A 19,524-nucleotide genomic window follows, 5' to 3' on the forward strand; every position below is an offset into this window, starting at 1 on the left:
TCACTCCTGGTGGGAGAGGGCGCGGACGGTGCGGGACGGGCTGGGCCGGCCCAGGTGTTCGGCCATCCAGGCGCTGGTGGCGACGAGACGGCCGAGGTCGACGCCGGTGTCGATGCCGAGGCCCTGGAGCATCCACACGAGGTCCTCTGTGGCGAGGTTGCCAGTGGCGGACTTGGCATACGGGCAGCCGCCGAGGCCGCCCGCGGAGGCGTCCACGGTGGTGACGCCGTGCTGGAGGGCGGCGTGGGTGTTGGCGAGGGCCTGGCCGTACGTGTCGTGGAAGTGCACGCCCACCTTCTCGACCGGTACGTCGAGTTCGGTGAGCAGCGCGCCCACGTGGCCCGGAGTGGCCACCCCGATCGTGTCGCCGAGGCTGAGTTCGTCGCAGCCCATGTCCAGCAGGGCGCGGCACACCCTGACCACCTGGGGGACCGGTACCGCGCCTTCCCAGGGATCACCGAAGCACATGGAGAGATAGCCGCGGACGTGCACGCCCTCGGCCTTCGCCCGGGCCACGACCGGCTCGAACATCGCGAGGGCCTCGTCCACCGTGCGGTTCAGGTTGGCCTTGGCGAAGGACTCGGTGGCGCTGGCGAAGACGGCCACGCGGGTCGAGCCCAGCGCGAGAGCCCGGTCCAGGCCCCGTTCGTTCGGCACGAGCACCGGCAGGTGCACGGGGAGTTCGCTGACCTGGGGGAACAGGGCTTCGGCGTCCGCGAGTTGGGGCACCCACTTCGGGTGGACGAAACTTGTCGCCTCGATCGTCGTCAGGCCCGCGCCGGCGAGGCGGCGGATGAACTCCGCCTTCACCCCCGTCGGGACCGTCGTCTTCTCGTTCTGGAGTCCGTCACGCGCGCCGACCTCATGGATCCTGACCCGTGAGGGCAGACCCGGCGCCGGTACGACCATGGGGAGCGTCATTTCTCCTCCTCCGCCAATGACTCCGCAGGTGCGATCACGGCCAGTACCTGGTCCATGGCGACCGTCGTGCCCGGGGAGACGTCCAACTCGGCGACGGTGCCCGCGTGCGGGGCGGCGATGACGTGTTCCATCTTCATCGCCTCGACCACCAACAGGCTCTGACCAGCGACCACTTCGTCCCCGACGGCCACCTTCACCACAGTCACCGTGCCGGGCATCGGCGCGGTGAGGGAGTCGGCGCCGGAGTGCGCGGAGCCGGTCAGGGAGGCGGCCACGGGGTCGTGGTCGCGCACCTGCCAGGCGTCGCCCTCGCGGCCCAGCCAGTCGCCGGCGCGGTGGAATGTGTGGCGGACACCGTCCAGGAGCACGGACACCTGGTCGTCGGTGACCGTGTACGTGTCCTGGGGGAGGTGAGTGACGGGTTCGAGTCCCGTCACCCGCAGGTCGAAGGCCGGTGGCTTCGGCGTGCCGCCCAGTCGCCAGCCGCTGGGTACCGAGAAGGGGTCCGTCCAGCCACCGCCCGTCGCCTTGGGCCGCAGCGCCTCCAGCCGTACGGCCGCCGCCGCCTCGTAGACCTCCTCCGGCACCCCGTCCGGTACGAGGGAGTCGACCTCGCGCTCCACCAGTCCCGTGTCCAACTCGCCCGCCACCACGGCCGGATGGGCGAGGAGCCGGCGCAGGAAGCCCGCGTTCGTCGGCACGCCCAGCGTGACCGTCTCCGCGAGGGCCGCCCGGAGTCTGCGGAGCGCGGTCGGGCGGTCCGGGCCGTACGCGATCACCTTGGACAGCATCGGGTCGTACAGCGACCCGACCTCCGTGCCCTCGCTCAGCCCCGAGTCGGTGCGTACGCCGTCGCCGGAGGGTTCGCGCAGGGCGAGCACCGTGCCGCCGGACGGCAGGAAGCCGCGCGCACCCGCCTTCACGGACACCGTCTCCGCGCAGATACGGGCCTCCACGGCGTGCCCGGTCAGCCGCACGTCCTCCTGGCCGAAGGACAGGGGCTCGCCCGCCGCCACGCGCAGCTGCCACTCCACCAGGTCGAGGCCGGTGACGAGTTCCGTCACCGGGTGCTCCACCTGGAGGCGGGTGTTCATCTCCATGAAGTAGTACGACGACGGGTCCCCGCCCGGGACGATGAACTCGACCGTGCCCGCGCCCTCGTAGCCGCACGAGAGCGCCGCCTGGACCGCCGCCTCGCCCATCGAGGCCCGGGTCCGCTCGTCGAGGAGCACACTGGGCGCCTCCTCGATGAGCTTCTGGTGGCGCCGCTGGAGCGAACACTCGCGCTCGCCCAGGTGCACGACGTTTCCGTGGGCGTCGGCCAGGACCTGGATCTCGATGTGCCGGGGGCGGTCCACCCACCGTTCGACGAGGAGCGTGTCGTCACCGAAGGAGGCGCGGGCCTCGCGGCGTGCGGCGGCGATCTCCTCGGCCAGCGCGTCGGCCTCCCGGACGAGCCGCATGCCCTTGCCGCCCCCGCCCGCGCTGGGCTTGAGCAGCACCGGCATGCCGATCTCCCGTGCCGCGTCGGCGAGTTCGGCGTCGGTGAGCCCGCTGCCGCTCGACCCGGGGACCACCGGGACCCCGGCCGCGCGGACCGTCTCCTTGGCGCGGATCTTGTCGCCCATGAGGGAGATCGCGTCCGCCGGAGGGCCGATGAAGGCCAGCCCCGCCTCGGTGCACGCGCGCGCGAAGGCCGCGTTCTCCGCGAGGAAGCCGTACCCGGGATGCACCGCCTGGGCGCCGGTGCGGGCGGCGGCCTCGAGGATGCGGGGGACGGACAGATAGCTCTCCGCCGCTGCCGCCGGTCCGATCCGTACCGCCGTGTCGGCCTCCCGGACGTGCCGGGCGTCCGCGTCGGCGTCGGAGTACACGGCGACCGAGCGCACACCCAGCTCGCGCAGGGTACGGATCACGCGTACGGCGATCTCGCCCCGGTTGGCCACAAGGACTGTGTCGAACATCGTGCTGAAGTCCCTCATCTTCTTGGTGCCCCTCACATCCGGAACACGCCGAACTGGGGTTCACCCAGGGGCGCGTTGGCGCAGGCGGTGAGTGCGAGACCCACCACCTGGCGGGTTTCCAGGGGGTCGATGACCCCGTCGTCCCAGAGGCGGGCCGTCGCGTAGTAGGCGTTGCCCTGGCGCTCGTACTGTGCGCGGATCGGGTCCTTGAAGGCGTCCTCGTCCGCCGCCGGCCAGGACTCCCCGCGAGCTTCCAACTGGTCCCGCTTGACGGTCGCGAGGACGGACGCGGCCTGCTCGCCGCCCATGACCGAGATCTTGGCGCCGGGCCACATCCACAGGAAACGCGGCGAGTACGCCCGGCCGCACATCGAGTAGTTGCCGGCCCCGTACGACCCGCCGACCACCACCGTCAGTTTGGGTACGCGCGTGCAGGCCACCGCCGTGACCATCTTGGCGCCGTGCTTGGCGATGCCCCCCGCCTCGTAGTCCCGGCCCACCATGAAGCCCGAGATGTTCTGGAGGAACAGCAGAGGGATGCCGCGCTGGTCGCAGAGTTCGATGAAGTGGGCGCCCTTCTGGGCGGACTCGGAGAACAGGATGCCGTTGTTGGCGACGATGCCGACCGGGTGGCCGTGGATCCGGGCGAAGCCGGTGACGAGGGTCTGCCCGAACTCGGACTTGAACTCCGAGAAACGCGAACCGTCGACCACGCGCGCGATGATCTCCCGTACGTCATAGGGGGTGCGGGAGTCGACGGGCACGGCGCCGTACAGCCCGTGGGGGTCGATCTTGGGCTCGACGGAGGCGGTGACGTCCCAGGGCAGCGGGCCGCGCGCGGGGAAGGTGGCGGCGATGTTGCGGACGATGCGCAGGGCGTGCGCGTCGTCCTCGGCGAGGTGGTCGGTGACACCCGACACGCGCGCGTGGACGTCGCCTCCGCCCAGTTCCTCGGCGGTCACGACCTCGCCCGTCGCCGCCTTCACCAGTGGGGGACCGCCCAGGAAGATGGTCCCCTGGTTGCGGACGATGACGGCCTCGTCGCTCATGGCCGGAACGTAGGCGCCACCGGCCGTGCAGGACCCCAGTACGGCGGCGATCTGCGGAATCCCGGCGCCGGACATCCGCGCCTGGTTGAAGAAGATCCGCCCGAAGTGGTCGCGGTCGGGGAAGACCTCGTCCTGCATGGGCAGGAAGGCACCCCCCGAGTCGACGAGGTAGACACAGGGAAGCCGGTTGTCGAGGGCGATCTCCTGCGCGCGCAGATGCTTCTTGACGGTCATCGGGTAGTACGTGCCGCCCTTGACGGTGGCGTCGTTGGCGACGATCACGCACTCACGCCCGCTGACCCGCCCGATCCCGGCGATGACACCCGCTGCGGGCGCCTGCCCCTCGTACAGCCCGTCGGCGGCGAGGGGGGCGATCTCGAGGAAGGGCGAGCCGGGGTCGAGGAGCCGGTCGACCCGCTCCCGGGGAAGCAGCTTCCCGCGCGCGGTGTGCCTCTCCCGGGCCCTCTCGCCCCCGCCCAGCCGGGCCGCGGCCAGCTTCTCCCGCAGCTCCTCGGCCAGCGCGTGGTGAGCCGCCTCGTTGGCCCGCCAGGCCTCCGACGCGGGGTCCGCCGCGCTGTGCAGCTCCGGTGCCTCCTGCATCCTGCGGTCCCCTCACCCAGTGCTCACCTGGTGGTCGACAAGTTAATGAGCGTTAACGTGATGCCTCCAGGTTAACGACCGCTAACCTCCGTGTCTAGAATCATTTGCATGGCCACCAGAACCGACGCCCCGACCCGCCGCGAACAGATCCTCAAGGAGGCCGCGCGGCTCTTCGCCGAGCGCGGTTTCCACGGTGTGGGCGTGGACGAGATAGGGGCGGCGGTCGGGATCAGCGGCCCCGGCCTCTACCGCCATTTCCCCGGCAAGGACGCGATGCTCGCCGAACTGCTGGTGGGCATCAGCGGCCAGCTCCTCACGGGCGGCAAGCGGCGCGTGTCGGAGGCCGACGGAAACCCCGAGGCGCTCCTCGACTCCCTGATCGAGGGCCACATCGACTTCGCCCTCGACGACCGGCCCCTGATCACCCTCCACGACCGCGAACTGGACCGCCTGCGCGACAGCGACCGCAAACTGGTGCGCCAGCTCCAGCGTCAGTACGTCGAGCTGTGGGTGGAGGTGGTGCGCGAGGTGTACCCGGAACTGACCGAACCGACCGCCCGCTCGGCCGTGCACTCCGTCTTCGGCCTCCTGAACTCGACCCCGCACCTGGGCCGCCCGGGATCCCTCCCGGGTCGGGGCACGACGGCGGCGCTGCTGCACCGGATGGCGAGGGGGGCGTTCGCGGCGGCGGGAGAGTGATGAGCGTTACGGCCCAACTCTCCCCGAATCCCCTGGACGCGGCTTCGTACTCGCCGGTACGGTTGATCTGAGCAAGCGCTTAGCCTGCCGGGACCGCAGCCATCAATTGAGGCACCCCCACGGCGAGCAACCACGTACGCGAGAGCGGCGCCGGTTCAGGCGCACGGAAGGGTGGCGGCGGTGCGCCGTACTGTGTTCAACGAGGATCACGAGGCGTTCCGGGAGACTCTTCGCGCCTTCATCGAGGCCGAGGTCGTTCCCGTCTACGACGAGTGGTTCGCGGCCGGCCAGGCGCCGCGCGAGTTCTACTACAAGCTGGCCGAGCTGGGCATCTTCGGCATCCGCGTCGACGAGGAGTACGGCGGCGCCGGCATCGACTCGTACAAGTTCGAGGCCATCCTGTACGAGGAGACCGCGCGCGCGGGTGTGACCTTCGGCGGCTCCGGCGTACACGTCCTGCTCGGTCTGCCGTACGTCAAGCTGCTCGCCAACGAGGAGCAGAAGAAGCGCTACCTGCCGAAGTTCGTCTCCGGTGAGGAGATGTGGGCGATCGCGATGACCGAGCCGGGCACCGGCTCCGACCTCGCGGGCATGAAGACCACCGCCAAGCTCAGCGAGGACGGCACGCACTACGTCCTCAACGGCTCCAAGACCTTCATCACCGGTGGCGTCCACGCCGACCAGATGATCGTCTGCGCCCGCACCGCCGCGCCCAGCGCCGAGGACCGCCGCCACGGCATATCCCTCCTCGTGGTCGACACCAAGTCCGAGGGCTACTCGATCGGCCGCAAGCTGGACAAGCTCGGCCTCAAGACCTCCGACACCGCCGAGCTGGCGTTCGTCGACGTCAAGGTGCCCGTCGAGAACCTCCTCGGCGAGGAGAACAAGGGCTTCTACTACCTCGGCCACAACCTCGCCTCCGAGCGCTGGGGCATCGCCTACGGCGCCTACGCGCAGGCCAAGGCCGCCGTCCGGTTCGCCCAACAGTACGTCCAGGACCGCGTCGTCTTCGGCAAGCCGGTCGCCTCCTTCCAGAACACCAAGTTCGAACTCGCCGCCTGCAAGGCCGAGGTCGACGCCGCCGAGGCCGTCGCCGACCGCGCCACCGAAGCGCTGGACGCGGGCGAGCTGACCCCGGCCGAGGCCGCCAGCGCCAAGCTGTTCTGCACCGAGGTCGCCCACCGCGTCATCGACCGCTGCCTCCAGCTCCACGGCGGCTACGGCTTCATGAACGAGTACCCGATCGCCCGTCTGTACGCCGATAACCGCGTCAACCGGATCTACGGCGGCACCAGCGAGATCATGAAGACGATCATCGCCAAGGACATGGGCCTGTAAGGACATGGCATGGGCCGGTAAGGCCTTCGACATCACCGCTCAGTAGAAATGACTGCATGAGTCAGGCACTTCAGTCCCTCCTCGATCTGCTCGACCTCGAGCAGATCGAGGAGGACATCTTCCGCGGCCGGTCCCGGAGCGCCATCGTCCCGCGCGTCTTCGGCGGGCAGGTCGCGGCCCAGGCGCTCGTCGCCGCCGGGCGTACGGTCCCCGCGGACCGTCCCGCCCACTCGCTCCACTCGTACTTCCTGCGCCCCGGCGACCCCGGGGTACCGATCGTCTACACCGTCGACCGCATCCGCGACGGCCGCTCCTTCACCACCCGCCGCGTGGTCGCGGTCCAGCACGGGCAGCCGATATTCCACCTCTCCGCGTCCTTCCAGGAGCACGAGGAAGGCCTCGACCACCAGGCCCCGATGCCCGCCGCCCCCGACCCGGCGACGCTCCCCACCGCCGAGGAACAGCTCCCGACGTACGCCCATCTGCCCCCGGCGGTCGTCGAGCGGTTCCTGAAGTCCCGCGAGGCCGTCGACATCCGTTACGTCGACGATCCCCCCTACGGCAGGTTCGGCGAGCCCCGCGAACCGCGCTCCCAGGTCTGGTTCCGTACGAACGGCAAGCTCGGCGGCGCCGTCGACCGACCGCTGCTGCACGTGTGCCTCGCCACGTACGTCTCCGACTACACGCTGCTCGACTCCGTCCTGCTCGCGCACGGACGCGGCGGCTGGGCGGTGCAGGACGTGGTCGGTGCCTCCCTGGACCACGCGATGTGGTTCCACCGCCCGTTCCGCGCCGACGAATGGCTGCTGTACGACCAGGAGTCCCCGTCCGCGTCCGGCGGCCGTGGCCTCGGCCAGGGCCGTATCTACACGCAGGACGGGCAGCTGGCCATCACGGTCATCCAGGAGGGCGTGGTCAGGGTCCCCCGGACTTCTCCCTGACCTTTGTCGTCCCGCCCCCTGACGCCCCGACCGGCGGTTTCCTACTCGCCGAGCAGTCCGGCCGCGTTCAGCAGGAACGCCGTCAGCGGGTCGTAGAAGCGCGGGCTCGTCACATGGTCGTCGAGCGGAACGGCCACCTGGAGGGTGCCCTCCGCCTCGGCCAGGAACAGCGCCGGGTCGTTGCAGTCGGCGTACCCGACCGAGTCGATGCCGTGCTGTGCCGCGTACCCCGCCCAGCCGTGGTCGGCGACGACCAGGTCCGGCAGCGGGCGGCCCTCGCGCTCCAGGCCCGTCAGGATCGCGCGCATCGGCTCGCCGGAGTGCGTGTGCCACAGCGAGGCCCCGTGCTCCAGCACCGCCACGTCCGCGAACTGGAACACGTACCCCTCGTCGGTCGTCAGACCGTCCGGGATGACGACGATCTCGCAGCCGGCGGCCCGCAGCGCCTCGGCCGTGGCACGGTGCACATCGAGCAGTCCGCCCGGGTGACCGGTCGCGAACAGCACCCGCTGCTGTCCGTCGGCCGCCTTGCGCAGCCGGGCCGCGAGCCGCTCCAGGGCTTCGATCGTCAGTTCGGGGTCGATGGTGTCCTGTCCGTACCGGTGTTCGGGATCGTCGTTGACGCCGACCCGCTCCGCCATCACCGCGAGCACGTCCTGCTCGTCGGTCCAGCGGTCGCCCAGCTCCAGCCCGAGCCAGTAGTGCCGTTCGCCGTTCGCCAGCTTGCGGTAGTGGGAGAGGTTGTTCTCGCGGGGCGTGGCGACGTCACCCGCGATGCGGGTTCTCACGAGGTGATCGACAAGCTCGGCACGGCTGGGAATCGCGGGTATCGGCATGCCTCCCATTGTGAGGCAGCCGACACTGGGAGCCCCCGGTGTCCCGGCCGCTGGGACGCAGGTCACGCCACTTGAATTTCCTGGTCTCACCTCGCCCACCTACTCTGGCGCGAGCGCCGCGTGGACCACACCATCGAACTCGTATCCGATGTGAACCGAACTGAACCGATCGGTCCTGAGGCGCAGGAAGAAGGCAGACGGTATGACCAACAGCCCCGAGACGCCCCGCAGCCCCGAGACGCCCCGTGGGCCCGTCGACTCGTCGCGCATCCCGAGATTCGCCGGGCCGGCGACCTTCGCGCGGCTGCCACGCCTCGACGAGGTCGGCGGACGGGCCGATGTCGCCGTGGTCGGGGTGCCGTTCGACTCGGGGGTCTCGTACCGGCCGGGCGCGCGCTTCGGCGGCAACGCGATCCGCGAGGCGTCCCGGCTGCTGCGCCCGTACAACCCGGCGCAGGACGCGTCGCCCTTCGCGCTCGCGCAGGTGGCGGACGGTGGTGACATCGCCGTCAACCCGTTCAACATCAACGAGGCCGTCGAAACGGTGGAGGCGGCGGCCGACGAGCTGCTGGCCACGGGCGCGAGGCTGATGACCCTCGGCGGCGACCACACGATCGCCCTCCCCCTCCTGCGCTCGGTGGCGAAGAAGCACGGCCCGGTGGCGCTGCTCCATTTCGACGCCCACCTCGACACCTGGGACACCTACTTCGGCGCCGAGTACACGCACGGGACGCCGTTTAGGCGAGCGGTGGAGGAAGGCATCCTCGACACCTCCGCCCTCTCGCACGTCGGGACGCGCGGCCCCCTGTACGGCAAGCAGGACCTGGACGACGACGCGAAAATGGGCTTCGGCATCGTGACCTCGGCGGACGTGATGCGGCGCGGGGTCGACGAGGTCGCCGACCAGCTCCGCCAGCGCATCGGGGACCGCCCGCTCTACATCTCCATCGACATCGACTGCCTCGACCCGGCGTTCGCCCCGGGCACGGGCACACCCGAGGCGGGCGGTATGACGTCGCGGGAGCTGCTGGAGATCCTTCGGGGCCTCGCCGCCTGCAACCTGGTCTCGGCGGACGTCGTGGAAGTGGCGCCCGCGTACGATCACGCCGAGATCACGTCGGTCGCGGCGTCGCACACGGCGTATGAACTGACGACGATCATGTCCCGACAGATCGCCGGGACGAGGGCTCAGGAGAAGGTTCAAGAGAAGGCTGCGAAGTGACCCACGACCACGACCTGGTGCTGAAGCCGACCGCCGCCCAGACGGAGGCCGCGCTGAATCCGCCGCCCGGCCGGAGCGGCGGAGACCTGGTCGTGGAGACGCTGGCGGCACTCGGCGCGACCACCGTCTTCGGCCTGCCCGGACAGCACGCCCTGGGCGTGTTCGACGCGCTGCGCCGCTCCGACCTGCGGTACATCGGCCTGCGGGTGGAGAACAACGCGGGGTTCGCGGCGGACGCGTACGGCAGGATCACGGGGGAGGCGGCGCCGCTGCTGCTGTCGACGGGCCCGGGCGCGCTGACGTCATTGGCGGCGCTTCAGGAGGCCGCGTCCGCCTCGGCCCCGGTCCTGGCGATCAGCAGCCAGATCCCGACGGCCGGGCTGGGTGGCGGCCGGCACGGCTACCTCCACGAACTCCCGGACCAGCAGGCGTCGTTCAGGGCCGTGGTCAAATCCGTTCACACGGTCCGTACGCAGTCCCAGATCCCCTCGGCGATCGCCAACGCCTGGAAGTCGGCGCTCACGGCCCCGCACGGCCCGGTGTGGGTGGAGATCCCCCAGGACGTGTTGACCGCCGAAACACCGATTCCCGTGGTGACAGGCGGTGACGCCTTCCCCGAGGAACTGCCGCCGCGCCCCGAACTGACGGCGCTGGCAGCCCACTTGCTGTCGAACGCCGAGCGCCCGGCGATCATCGCGGGCGGCGGAGTCGTACGGGCGGACGCGTCGGGCAAACTGAGGGCGCTCGCGGAACGGCTCCAGGCGCCGGTGGTCACGACGTACGGCGGCAAGGGCGCGTTCCCGTGGACGCATCCCCTCTCCCTCCAGTCCTGGCTGGAGGACCGGCACATGACCGACTTCCTGGAGGACGCGGACGTCCTGCTGGTGGTCGGCTCGGGCCTCGGTGAACTCTCCTCCAACTACCACACGTTCAGGCCGCGCGGCCGGATCGTCCAAGTCGAGGCGGACCTGGGCAAGTTGGAGTCCAACCACCCGGCCCTGGGCATCCACGCGGACGCCCGCCTGGCACTGCAGGCACTGCTGGAGACGGTGGAGGAGAGGGAGGACGAGTCGGCCGGGGAGCGCGTCCGGGGGGTCCTGGACCGGGTGGCCGCACGCCTCTCCGCCCAGGAACTGACCCTGGAACAGGGGCTGTTGAGCTCGATCAGGGCAGCCCTCCCCTCCCGCGCCCCGTCCTTCTGGGACATGACGATCCTGTCGTACTGGGCGTGGTCGGCCTTCGATCCGCGCGGCGCGAACACCATGCACTCGGCCCAGGGCGCGGGCGGCCTCGGCTACGCGTTCCCGGCGGCCCTGGGAGCGGCGGTGGCCGACCCGACGCACCCGGTACTCGCGGTGTCGGGTGATGGCGGTGCCCTGTACGGGATCGCGGAGCTGGCGACGGCCCGGCAGTACGACCTGAACGTGACGTGGCTGATCGTCGACGACGGCGGCTACGGCATCCTGCGCGAGTACATGACGGACGCGTACGGGACGGCTACGGGCACGGAGTTGACCCGGCCGGACTACGTCGCGCTGGCGGAGTCGTTCGGGGTGCCGGGGGTGCGAACGTCACCGGAGAGGCTGGAGGCGGACCTCGCGAAGGCGCTGGGGGAGCCGGGGCCTTCGGTGGTGGTGCTTCCGGCGGTGCTGCGGATGTTCGCGGCTACGCATCTGGGGTGACGGGCAGGCGCTTCTTGTCCGGTTATCCGGCCTTGGAAGCCAGGTCGGAGGGTCCGTCGAACATCGCACGGGCGAGCGCGGCCATCGCCTCCGAGTCGTCGCCGATGGAGGTGGAGAAGGACAGCGGAACGCCTCGCGCCACGCGATCGAGCGCTGCTTCTTCCGGGGTGCGCCCTTCCAGGAGGGCCAAGGTGCGCAGGATTTCGGCTTCGCTATCCGTGTACGTGACGGTCACGGGCATCTCCTCGGGTGGGCTGTTCGGCGCGATGTGTGGCGATTCTGGCAACAGCGTCGAGTGAGCGACGCTCCTCACGGAAGCGCCAGTTCCACCCACGTCGCCTTTCCGATGCCGTGCCGGCGGGGGCAGCAGCCCCAGCGTTCTGCGAGCGCCAGTACGAGGGTGAGGCCGCGGCCTCCTTCGTCCTCGGGGCTCGCTTGCCGGGGAGCGGGCCGACGGTTGTTCGCGTCGGCGACTTCGACGCGCAGGCGTCCGTCGTACGTGGCGAAGCGGAAGCCGATCTCGCGGCCGGGCGGGGTGGAGCCGTGCCGCAGAGAGTTGGTGACCAGCTCCGAGAGCAACAGCTCGGCCGTTTCGGCCACTTCGCCGTCGATCTTCCAGTCGGCGAGTTGCGTACGGAGCAGTTCGCGGGCGCGGGGGGCGCTGCGCGGGGTGGGGGGGTGAAAGCTGCTACAGATTTTCTAGTCATTCATAGTCATGTCTAGTCGTGCGTCTCACGTACCTTGGTCTCGTGAAGCTTTCGGAGTGGGCCCGTCAGCAGGGCGTGAGCTACCAGACCGCCTGGCGGTGGGTGAAGGACGGGAAGATGCCCGTCCCCGTTCGCCAGGCGCCGTCCGGGACATGGCTGGTCGACGAGGTCGCCGTCCAGCCGTCCGGGCGTGTGGTGGCGTACTGCCGCGTGTCGTCCGTTGACCAGAAAGCCGATCTTGAGCGGCAGGCCGCCCGGGTCGTGTCCGGCGCGAACGGGCTGGGCCTGGCCGTCGCTGAGGTCGTCACCGAGGTGGGATCCGGGTTGAACGGGCGGCGCCGCAAGCTGCACCGGCTGCTGTCCGACCCGCAGACGGCGGTGATCGTGGTCGAGCGCCGCGACCGGCTGGCCCGGTTCGGCGTCGAGCACCTGGAGGCCGCGCTGTCGGCGTCCGGGCGGCGCCTGGTCGTCCTCGACCCCACCGAGACCGCCGATGACCTGGTACGCGACATCACCGAGGTGCTCACCTCCTTGTGCGCCCGCCTGTACGGGCGGCGGGCAGCGAAGAACCGGGCCGCCCGCGCGGTGGCCGTAGCGACCGGCGAGGCCGCCGAGTGAAGAGGTTCCATCCGCAGCCCGGGTTCGTGGTGCAGGCGTACCGCTTCGCCCTGGACCCGAACGCCTCCCAGGAGCATGCTCTGCGCTCGCACTGCGGCGCGGCGCGTGCCGCCTACAACTGGGCCGTCGGCTGGGTGACCGCCTCTTGGTGGCAGCGCCGCGCGGAGGAGTCCTACGGCATCGGCGGGGCCGGGCTGACCCAGTGGCGGCCGTGGTTGCTTCCCGCGCTGCGGAAGGCGTTCAACGAGGCCAAGCACACCGATCCGAGGTTCGCCGCCTGGTGGGAGGAGAACTCCAAGGAGGCATACTCCACCGGCCTGGCGAACGCGTCGGCCGCGTTCGACAACTACGCGAAGTCCAAGAACGGCAAGCGGCGCGGCAAGCGGATGGGTGCGCCACGGTTCAAGTCGAAGCGCAAGGCGCGCCTTGCCTGCCGGTTCACCACCGGCGTGATCCGCGTGGACGCTGACGGCCGTCACGTCACCCTGCCCCGGCTGGGCACGATCCGCACCCACGAGCCCACGGTGAGGCTCCTCGCCCGCGTCCAGGCCGGAACGGCCCGGATCCTGTCCGCGACCGTGCGGCACGAGCGCGGACGCTGGTTCGTCTCGTTCCAGGCCGAGGTCAAGCGGGACCTCGAACGCGTGGCGCGGCCGGACGTGGCGGTCGGCATCGACCTCGGGGTGAAGACCCTTGCGGTCATGGCTGACAGCACCGGCGAGATCCGCACCATCGCAAATCCCGGGCACTACGACCGGGCGCGCAAGCAGCTGCGCCGCGCCTGTCGCGTCGTGTCCCGACGCCAGGGCCCCGACCGGCGGACCGGGCAGAAGCCGTCGAAGCGGTGGGAGAAGGCCAACGCCGCCCGCAACAAGGTGCATCACCGGGTGGCCAACCTCCGTGCAGACGCCCTGCACAAGCTCACCACCGCCGTGGCGGCCGAGTACGGCACGGTCGTGGTCGAAGACCTCAACGTCGCCGGGATGCTCGGCAACCGGCGTCTCGCGCGAAGGATCGCCGACGCCGGGTTCGGGGAGATCCGCCGCCAGCTCACCTACAAGACCCGCCAGCGCCACGCCACCCGCACCATCGCGGCGGACCGCTGGTACCCCTCCTCCAAGACCTGCTCCGGGTGCGGCGCGGTGAAAGCCAAACTGCCGCTGCACGTCCGGACCTACGAATGTGACACCTGCGGCCTGGTTCTGGACCGGGACGACAACGCCGCACTCAACCTCGCCGCGCTCGCGGCAGCCGCAACAACTGGTACCGGAGTGGCCGGAGACCAGGACACCCAATCGGTGTCGAAGCCTCGTGGAGCCGACCAGAAGACCCGCACCACCCGCCCCCGCCGCAAGGCGGAGGCGGGGCGGGCAGGTGGCGCAACCCTGCCGCACCAGCGGCAGACGGAAACGAGAGACCGTACTCAAGCCGAAGCCCTCACGCTCTGGTGACGAGACGGACCTTCCGGGCGGAAACATCCGGAAAGCTGAGACCTGACTACGGTCTCGGCAACGGGAGCTGCCAGGTGGCTTCGGTGGCAGGGGAGTTGGGGGCGGTTTCGGGCATGGGGGTCCCCTTTGGTCGGCAAGTGCACTGAGTGTGCAATCTGTCGCTTTGAGTAAGACTGGTTGCTCGTTGAGCGACTTGCAAGTGAAACGACTAAGTTCGATTGCCGTGTCCGTGGCGCTGGGTACCCTGTTGGGCACGGAGAGGTGCACCAACTGGGGGCGATGTGGCTGCTGGGGAATACAGGCCGACTGTGCGTAAGCGGGTGCTCGGCACCAATCTCCGGCGTCTGCGCGAGGAGCGCGGATTGCTCCTGGAGGACGCGGCTGAGCAGCTCAGTTGTCACGCGGCCAAGGTGAGCCGTATCGAGTCGGGGCGCAGTGGAATCCGGCAGCTCGATCTCAAGGCGCTGCTTGATCTCTACGGGGTGAAGGACCCGGCGGAGCGGGATGGCTGGCTGGCGTTGGCGCGGGAGAGCCGCCGCCAGCGATGGTGGAGGGTCCTGGAAGACCAACTCCCGCAGGAGTTTCTGGACTTGGTCGGCCTGGAGGATGAGGTGTCGGAGTGCCGCGGCTTCCAGCCCGGCATCGTGCCTGGACTGTTCCAGACCGAGGCGTACGCGACGGCCGTCATCCAGGGAGGTATTCCGGGGCCTCTGGACGATGCCCAGAAGACCAAGGTGCGCGTACGCATGGAACGGCAGAAGGCGCTGACGCGGACGGATCCAACTCCCCTCAAGGTGTGGATGATTCTCGGCGAGGCCGCGCTGCGCCAACAGGTCGGTGGGCCCGGCGTTCTGCGGGCACAGTTGCTGCACCTGGTTGAGTTGGCCCAGCTTCCGAACGTGACTTTGCAGGTACTACCCTTCACAGCAGGAGCCTGCCAGGGCGGGCCATTTCCCTTCCTGATCTACAGTTTTCCTCCCCCGGCGGGGCTGGAAGTTGTCCTCTTGGAGAACTTCGCGAGTCACGCGTACCTGGAGACCCGGGAGGACACGGCTCGGTTGGGCGGCGCCTTCGATCACCTCCGTGCCGCAGCCCTCAGCGCGATGGAGTCCGAGTCCCGGATCATCGGAATCGCCGAGGGGTTGCCCGACTCGTAAGGAAGAGCAGCCCATGTCGTCGGACCGGACCACTTGGTTCAGGAGCAGCTACAGCGGCCAGAACGGCGAATGCATAGAAGTCCGTCTCCGAACGGCCGGCATCGACGTCCGCGACTCGAAGAACCCGCGTGGCGCGGTCGTCGGGGTTGGTGCAGCGGCATGGGTCGTGTTTCTTGGCGGGGCGGATTCCCGTGAGCGGTTGAGTTGGCCCGGCTGAGTTCCGGGCGGGCCCGCCAGGCAGCTGATGCCTCTCTCGCCTGGGGGGGGCTCGGAGAATTCCCGCTCATTTGTATCTTCATGTGGGCCGGCCACGTCGATAGCGTGTGATTGTGACGGAGCATCGGGTACACGCGGCGGACATCGAAGAAAATATTGCACCGCTGACTAATCCATGCCTGCGCGCGTCGAAAACGTCGTCGCAAGCTGTCTGGGGGCAGTCGAGCCGCTCGGCTGGCCTCGAACGAGTCTGTTGGTCCCGCTGGAGCGAGTTCTCTGGCTTCGGTGAGTGATCTTCGAACCCCTGGACGGAGGGACTACCAGTGTGTGGGGCGGTTGAGGGTGGGCGGCAGTTTCGTGGCGGTGTCGCCCTTGGCCGCGTTGAGCTGGGACTGGGTGAGGAAGATGGTGTCGGTGAGGTCTGCGCCGCTCAGGTCGGCGTCTCGCAGGTCGGCACCTATCAGATCGGCCGCTCTGAGGTCGGCGCCCTTGAGGTCGGCAGCTATGAGGTAGGCCCCGCGGAGGTTGGCGCCCTGCAAGTTGGCGGCTTTGAGGTTGGCGCCGATGAGATCGGCTCCTCTCCGGTCCTTCTTGCGGCCCGCGACCTTGGCCCGCACGAGTTCGCTCGTGCGCAGCAGCAGGGCGTTGACGTCGCCCCGGTGTGCTGCAACGTTCAACTCCGTGAGCTCCTGGGCGCTGCCCGCAGTGAGGTGTTCGGTCTTCTCCAGCGCGCGGCGCAGTTCGCCGTGGATGGGGCGGGCGGCCGACAGTGTCAGTGCTTCGGCCAGGTACCAGAGGAGCTCGTGGAGCTGCCGCATGACGGGAAACACATCGAACATCTGCCGGGCCGTGTGCGGGGTCTGCCGCCAGTCCTGTCCACCGAAGGTGACCTGGGAGACCTTCTGTCCCGCGCCGAAGCAGTCGAAGACGATGCATCCCGAAAAGCCCTGTCGGCGGAGTTGTGTATGGATGCCGCAGCGGAAGTCCGCTTGCAGGTTCGTGCAGGGCTGCCCGGCGTCCTTGTTGATCGCGAAGTCCGCCGAGGCCGCGAAGGGCAGGGCGACACAGCACAGTCCGAAACAGCTGCCGCAGTCGGATTGCAGGCCGAGACCGGCAATGTCGGCAGCCAGGTGTTCGCGCTTCTGGGACAAGGTGGGTGAGCTCCTGCTGTGAGGGAGCGCCGCTTCTCGGCGTGCTCAGGTCAGAAACGCCATTCTCCCCAGGACTGATGGTCGCTGACGCGCCGGGTGGCTGAGGCATTCCTCAGTGTCGTAGGGCGGCCGTTTGTCATGTGTCATCTCGGGCGCGTCCATACGGATTCCGGGCCAGCTCCGGTGGCGACGCGGACCAGTGCGGAAACCCCGGGCGCGTATCAGATGCCGATCCAGCGGGTCAGGACTTTCGGGTCCCAGGTCCGGGTCGACACCGACAACAGGTCGGGCTACGGACGCGTTCGGGGAGGCTGAGGAGCGGGGGCTCGGCCCAGGTCCATCCTGTATATGGAAAATGCATAGGGAGGATATGCCATGTCAAAACTGTACGTGGAGGTCGACGACGATGCCCTCAGTGAGGCCGCCGAGATACTGGGCACCAAGACCAAGAAGGACACGGTCAACGCGGCGTTGCTGGAGGTCGCGAAGCGCCGTCGGCGGCTGAAGGCGCTGGACGAGCTGGCCGCCAAGGGTGAGCGGGGCGACTTCGACATGCTGCTGGACAAGGAGAACTACCGTCGATGAGTCTGGCGACATACCTCATCGACACCTCCGCCGCCGCGCGTCTTCTGACGAACAAGGGTCTGCGGGAGCAGTGGAGCGATGCCCTGGCCGAGGGCGTGGTGGGCATGTGTGAGCTCACCGAGCTGGAGATGCACTTTTCCGCCCGGTCCCTGATGGATCGGCTGGAGAACGAGGAGCTCTTCGCCGAACTCTTCAACTGGATACCGATGCCCGACGGTGTGTACCAGCGGGCCCGGGCCGTACAGCGCAGGCTGACAGAGTCCGGTGAGCACTGCAGTGCGGGTGCCGTGGACCTGCTGCTGGCCGCGACGGCCGAGCTGTCCGGGCTCGCCGTCCTGCACTACGACGCCGACTTCGAGACGGTGGCGAAGGTGACCGGTCAGCCGACGCGGTGGGTGGCGCGAGGCGGCACACTGTGACCGGAGCTGAACTGTGGGTTGCGATAGGCCCAGATATAATAAGTGCACCTATACAAGCGAGGTGCGCCATGGACAAGCCTGCCGAGATGTTCGATAGGACGTTCGAGTGGGCCGAGCTGACCCGGTTCGCGGTTCTCCCCGGTCCGAAGGTCACTCTTGGCGTCGTCTCGGGCCGTCGTCGTCAGGGCAAGACGTTCCTCCTCGACGCGGTCACCCGGGCCAGTGGCGGCTTCATGTTCACCGCGACCGAGACCACCGAGGCCGATGCCCTGCGTCAGTTCGGCGAGGCACTCGCCCGGTATCGAGGGCAGCCCACCCCGTTCCGTTTCGCACACTGGGACGAGGCGATCACCGAGCTCATGCGTATCGCCGACGTGGGTGGCCCCACGGTGGCAGTCATCGACGAGTTTCCTTTCCTCGCCAAGGCATCCCCTTCCCTGCCGTCGATCATCCAGCGCGCCCTCGACCCCGCCGCCCAGCACACGAACACCCCCGTACGTCTCCTGCTGTGCGGTTCCGCCCTGTCGTTCATGGGCAGGTTGCTCTCCGGAAACGCGCCCCTGCGTGGCCGCGCAGGCCTCGAACTCGTCGTCCCCACGCTGGACTTCCGCCTCGCCGCCGAGTTCTGGCAGCTCACCGACCCGCGTACCGCGCTGCTGACCAACGCCATCGTCGGCGGCACGCCTGCCTACCGTCGTGAGTTCACCCAGGGCGACACCCCCGCCGGTGCCGATGACTTCGACGCCTGGGTCACCCGCGCCGTCCTCAACCCGGCCCGTCCGCTCTTCCGCGAAGCCCGGTACCTGCTCGCCGAAGAGCCCGACCTTCACGACGCCGCGCTGTACCACTCCGTGCTTGCCGCCATCGCCGCCGGGAACGCCGCCCGGGGTGGCATCGCCGACTACCTCGGCCGTAAGTCCACCGACCTCGCCCACCCGTTGAGCGTGCTCCAGGACGTCGGCATGATCACCCACGAAACGGACGCGTTCCGCCGTAACCGCTCCGCCTACCGCATCGCCGAACCGCTGGTCACCTTCTACCACGCGGTCATGCGCCCGGCCTGGGGCGACCTGGAACGCCCTGGGCGGGCACCCGCCGTATGGCAGCGCGCCCAGTCCACGTTCCGTAGCAAGGTCGTCGGCCCGCACTTCGAACAAGTCTGCCGGGAATGGGCCCGCTGGCACGCGGGGCCCGACACTCACGGGGGGCAGGTGACACGGGTCGTCGGCGGTACTGTCAACGATCCCTCTGCCAAGACCAGTCACGAAGTCGACGTCGCTGTTCACGGCGAAAACGGTAACGGCCGCGAAACGCTGCTTGCCATCGGCGAAGCGAAGTGGAGCGAGGTGATGGGTGCCGGCCACCTGCACCGCCTGAGGCACATCCGCACCCTGCTCACTTCGCGAGGTACCGCCACCGAGGCAACTCGGCTGCACTGTTACAGCGGTGCCGGTTTCACCGATGAGCTGCACCAGCTCGCCAAGAGTGACCCCACGATCCAGCTGATCGACCTGCCCCGCCTCTACCACGGCGAATGACCGTCGACCCGCCTCAGCAACTCGTCCGGGCACCACGGGTGATGCGCGTGACCCGTCAGTCGGACAACCTGTGGGCGCGTCTTCTCGGCGTCCCTCACGCCCTGACTCAACGCTCGTACGACATATCCGGCGAGCTGAAGTTCACCATCGACAGCGACCGGATCGGGCGACTGACTCGGATGTTCCGGAGCGATCCCGAACCGCACAACTCCTTCGGCTTCTGACTAGCGGGAGGGACGGGGGTGTTCGAGCCGGTCGGCTCGCGCGAGCATTCCGTGAAGTCACCTACGTGCAGCGGGAGTTGAGCAAGAATCCGGCTGTCTGGACCATGGGTTCGCCGGGTCGGGTCGTCAAGATCAATGCAAGCCTTTCCTCTTCTCCTCTTTGGGCAGTGGCGGACTGTGCCGGATGAATATGGCTCTGCCGTACG

20 protein-coding genes are annotated in these 19,524 nt (G+C 69.2%); 13 read left to right on the forward strand and 7 right to left on the reverse strand.

Annotated features, from left to right (window positions below; all coding sequences use genetic code 11):
• Genes PV396_RS22260 through PV396_RS22270 form a run of 3 tightly spaced genes read right to left on the reverse strand, consistent with a single transcriptional unit; the run spans nt 1 to nt 4,534 of the window.
• Nucleotides 1-921, reverse strand: a complete 921-nt coding sequence (locus PV396_RS22260) for a hydroxymethylglutaryl-CoA lyase (RefSeq protein ID WP_319207113.1) — start codon at nt 919-921, stop codon at nt 1-3.
• Nucleotides 918-2,885: an acetyl/propionyl/methylcrotonyl-CoA carboxylase subunit alpha gene (locus PV396_RS22265; RefSeq protein ID WP_319207115.1), complete on the reverse strand. Its 1,968-nt coding sequence runs from the start codon at nt 2,883-2,885 to the stop codon at nt 918-920. The genes PV396_RS22260 and PV396_RS22265 overlap by 4 nt, the downstream gene beginning before the upstream one ends.
• 32 nt (nt 2,886-2,917) lie before the next feature.
• A complete protein-coding gene (locus tag PV396_RS22270; protein WP_319207116.1) occupies nt 2,918-4,534 on the reverse strand; it encodes a carboxyl transferase domain-containing protein in 1,617 nt (538 codons plus the stop codon).
• Between the two features lie 108 nt (nt 4,535-4,642).
• Between PV396_RS22270 and PV396_RS22275 the strand changes: the two genes are divergently transcribed.
• The 3 genes from PV396_RS22275 (at nt 4,643) to tesB (ending at nt 7,512) form a co-directional block, all read left to right on the forward strand.
• The gene (locus PV396_RS22275; RefSeq protein WP_319207117.1) at nt 4,643-5,233 is read left to right on the forward strand and encodes a TetR/AcrR family transcriptional regulator; all 591 of its coding nucleotides are present in this window, start codon (nt 4,643-4,645) and stop codon (nt 5,231-5,233) included.
• Between the two features lie 180 nt (nt 5,234-5,413).
• Nucleotides 5,414-6,571, forward strand: coding sequence for an acyl-CoA dehydrogenase family protein (locus PV396_RS22280; RefSeq protein ID WP_319207119.1), 1,158 nt, complete (start codon nt 5,414-5,416; stop codon nt 6,569-6,571).
• 56 nt (nt 6,572-6,627) lie between these two features.
• Nucleotides 6,628-7,512 (forward strand): acyl-CoA thioesterase II, encoded by an 885-nt coding sequence (gene tesB / locus PV396_RS22285; RefSeq protein WP_319207122.1) that lies wholly within the window; start codon nt 6,628-6,630, stop codon nt 7,510-7,512.
• 41 nt (nt 7,513-7,553) lie between these two features.
• On the opposite strand, the gene PV396_RS22290 is transcribed toward tesB, so the two are convergent.
• On the reverse strand, nt 7,554-8,348 hold the full coding sequence (locus tag PV396_RS22290) for a phosphatase (RefSeq protein ID WP_319207123.1): 795 nt from the start codon (nt 8,346-8,348) through the stop codon (nt 7,554-7,556).
• A gap of 202 nt (nt 8,349-8,550) precedes the next feature.
• Here PV396_RS22290 and speB point away from each other — a divergent pair, with 202 nt between their 5' ends.
• Nucleotides 8,551-9,570, forward strand: a complete 1,020-nt coding sequence (speB, locus tag PV396_RS22295) for an agmatinase (RefSeq protein WP_319207126.1) — start codon at nt 8,551-8,553, stop codon at nt 9,568-9,570.
• Complete coding sequence (locus PV396_RS22300; protein WP_319207128.1) at nt 9,567-11,252, forward strand: thiamine pyrophosphate-binding protein; 1,686 nt, start codon at nt 9,567-9,569, stop codon at nt 11,250-11,252. The genes speB and PV396_RS22300 overlap by 4 nt, the downstream gene beginning before the upstream one ends.
• A gap of 22 nt (nt 11,253-11,274) precedes the next feature.
• On the opposite strand, the gene PV396_RS22305 is transcribed toward PV396_RS22300, so the two are convergent.
• Both PV396_RS22305 and PV396_RS22310 read right to left on the reverse strand, forming a co-directional pair.
• On the reverse strand, nt 11,275-11,487 hold the full coding sequence (locus tag PV396_RS22305; protein ID WP_319207130.1) for a hypothetical protein: 213 nt from the start codon (nt 11,485-11,487) through the stop codon (nt 11,275-11,277).
• A 74-nt stretch (nt 11,488-11,561) separates the two neighbouring features.
• Nucleotides 11,562-11,948 carry an ATP-binding protein gene (locus PV396_RS22310; protein ID WP_319207402.1) on the reverse strand — a complete coding sequence of 129 codons (387 nt, stop codon included), beginning with the start codon at nt 11,946-11,948 and terminating at the stop codon, nt 11,562-11,564.
• 53 nt (nt 11,949-12,001) lie between these two features.
• Here PV396_RS22310 and PV396_RS22315 point away from each other — a divergent pair, with 53 nt between their 5' ends.
• The 4 genes from PV396_RS22315 (at nt 12,002) to PV396_RS22330 (ending at nt 15,402) form a co-directional block, all read left to right on the forward strand.
• Nucleotides 12,002-12,577 carry an IS607 family transposase gene (locus PV396_RS22315; RefSeq protein WP_319207131.1) on the forward strand — a complete coding sequence of 192 codons (576 nt, stop codon included), beginning with the start codon at nt 12,002-12,004 and terminating at the stop codon, nt 12,575-12,577.
• Nucleotides 12,574-14,028, forward strand: a complete 1,455-nt coding sequence (gene tnpB, locus PV396_RS22320; RefSeq protein ID WP_319207133.1) for an IS607 family element RNA-guided endonuclease TnpB — start codon at nt 12,574-12,576, stop codon at nt 14,026-14,028. Before PV396_RS22315 ends, tnpB begins: the two co-directional genes overlap by 4 nt.
• A gap of 308 nt (nt 14,029-14,336) precedes the next feature.
• The gene (locus PV396_RS22325) at nt 14,337-15,185 is read left to right on the forward strand and encodes a helix-turn-helix transcriptional regulator (RefSeq protein WP_319207135.1); all 849 of its coding nucleotides are present in this window, start codon (nt 14,337-14,339) and stop codon (nt 15,183-15,185) included.
• Between the two features lie 13 nt (nt 15,186-15,198).
• Nucleotides 15,199-15,402 (forward strand): DUF397 domain-containing protein, encoded by a 204-nt coding sequence (locus tag PV396_RS22330; protein WP_319207137.1) that lies wholly within the window; start codon nt 15,199-15,201, stop codon nt 15,400-15,402.
• A gap of 316 nt (nt 15,403-15,718) precedes the next feature.
• Here the strand turns inward: PV396_RS22330 and PV396_RS22335 are convergent, their stop codons facing one another.
• Nucleotides 15,719-16,552 carry a pentapeptide repeat-containing protein gene (locus PV396_RS22335; protein WP_319207139.1) on the reverse strand — a complete coding sequence of 278 codons (834 nt, stop codon included), beginning with the start codon at nt 16,550-16,552 and terminating at the stop codon, nt 15,719-15,721.
• A 375-nt stretch (nt 16,553-16,927) separates the two neighbouring features.
• Between PV396_RS22335 and PV396_RS22340 the strand changes: the two genes are divergently transcribed.
• The 4 genes from PV396_RS22340 (at nt 16,928) to PV396_RS22355 (ending at nt 19,318) form a co-directional block, all read left to right on the forward strand.
• On the forward strand, nt 16,928-17,137 hold the full coding sequence (locus PV396_RS22340; RefSeq protein WP_319207141.1) for a type II toxin-antitoxin system VapB family antitoxin: 210 nt from the start codon (nt 16,928-16,930) through the stop codon (nt 17,135-17,137).
• The gene (locus tag PV396_RS22345; RefSeq protein ID WP_319207143.1) at nt 17,134-17,556 is read left to right on the forward strand and encodes a PIN domain nuclease; all 423 of its coding nucleotides are present in this window, start codon (nt 17,134-17,136) and stop codon (nt 17,554-17,556) included. The genes PV396_RS22340 and PV396_RS22345 overlap by 4 nt, the downstream gene beginning before the upstream one ends.
• Before the next feature lie 68 nt (nt 17,557-17,624).
• Nucleotides 17,625-19,094 carry an ATP-binding protein gene (locus tag PV396_RS22350; RefSeq protein WP_319207145.1) on the forward strand — a complete coding sequence of 490 codons (1,470 nt, stop codon included), beginning with the start codon at nt 17,625-17,627 and terminating at the stop codon, nt 19,092-19,094.
• Nucleotides 19,095-19,141: 47 nt separating this feature from the next.
• A complete protein-coding gene (locus PV396_RS22355; protein WP_319207147.1) occupies nt 19,142-19,318 on the forward strand; it encodes a hypothetical protein in 177 nt (58 codons plus the stop codon).
• Nucleotides 19,319-19,524 lie beyond the last annotated feature (206 nt).

Source organism: Streptomyces sp. ME02-8801-2C, from assembly GCF_033793965.1.
GTDB lineage: Bacteria > Actinomycetota > Actinomycetes > Streptomycetales > Streptomycetaceae > Streptomyces.

What these genes read in the sequence shown, in the direction of transcription:
- PV396_RS22350 (WP_319207145.1), top strand. Translation starts at nt 17,625, where the DNA reads ATGGACAAGCCTGCCGAGATGTTCGATAGGACGTTCGAGTGGGCCGAG.
- PV396_RS22345 (WP_319207143.1), top strand. Translation starts at nt 17,134, where the DNA reads ATGAGTCTGGCGACATACCTCATCGACACCTCCGCCGCCGCGCGTCTT.
- tesB (WP_319207122.1), top strand. Translation starts at nt 6,628, where the DNA reads ATGAGTCAGGCACTTCAGTCCCTCCTCGATCTGCTCGACCTCGAGCAG.
- PV396_RS22265 (WP_319207115.1), bottom strand. Translation starts at nt 2,885, where the DNA reads ATGTTCGACACAGTCCTTGTGGCCAACCGGGGCGAGATCGCCGTACGC.
- PV396_RS22260 (WP_319207113.1), bottom strand. Translation starts at nt 921, where the DNA reads ATGACGCTCCCCATGGTCGTACCGGCGCCGGGTCTGCCCTCACGGGTC.
- PV396_RS22330 (WP_319207137.1), top strand. Translation starts at nt 15,199, where the DNA reads ATGTCGTCGGACCGGACCACTTGGTTCAGGAGCAGCTACAGCGGCCAG.
- PV396_RS22270 (WP_319207116.1), bottom strand. Translation starts at nt 4,534, where the DNA reads ATGCAGGAGGCACCGGAGCTGCACAGCGCGGCGGACCCCGCGTCGGAG.
- PV396_RS22275 (WP_319207117.1), top strand. Translation starts at nt 4,643, where the DNA reads ATGGCCACCAGAACCGACGCCCCGACCCGCCGCGAACAGATCCTCAAG.
- PV396_RS22340 (WP_319207141.1), top strand. Translation starts at nt 16,928, where the DNA reads ATGTCAAAACTGTACGTGGAGGTCGACGACGATGCCCTCAGTGAGGCC.
- PV396_RS22290 (WP_319207123.1), bottom strand. Translation starts at nt 8,348, where the DNA reads ATGCCGATACCCGCGATTCCCAGCCGTGCCGAGCTTGTCGATCACCTC.
- speB (WP_319207126.1), top strand. Translation starts at nt 8,551, where the DNA reads ATGACCAACAGCCCCGAGACGCCCCGCAGCCCCGAGACGCCCCGTGGG.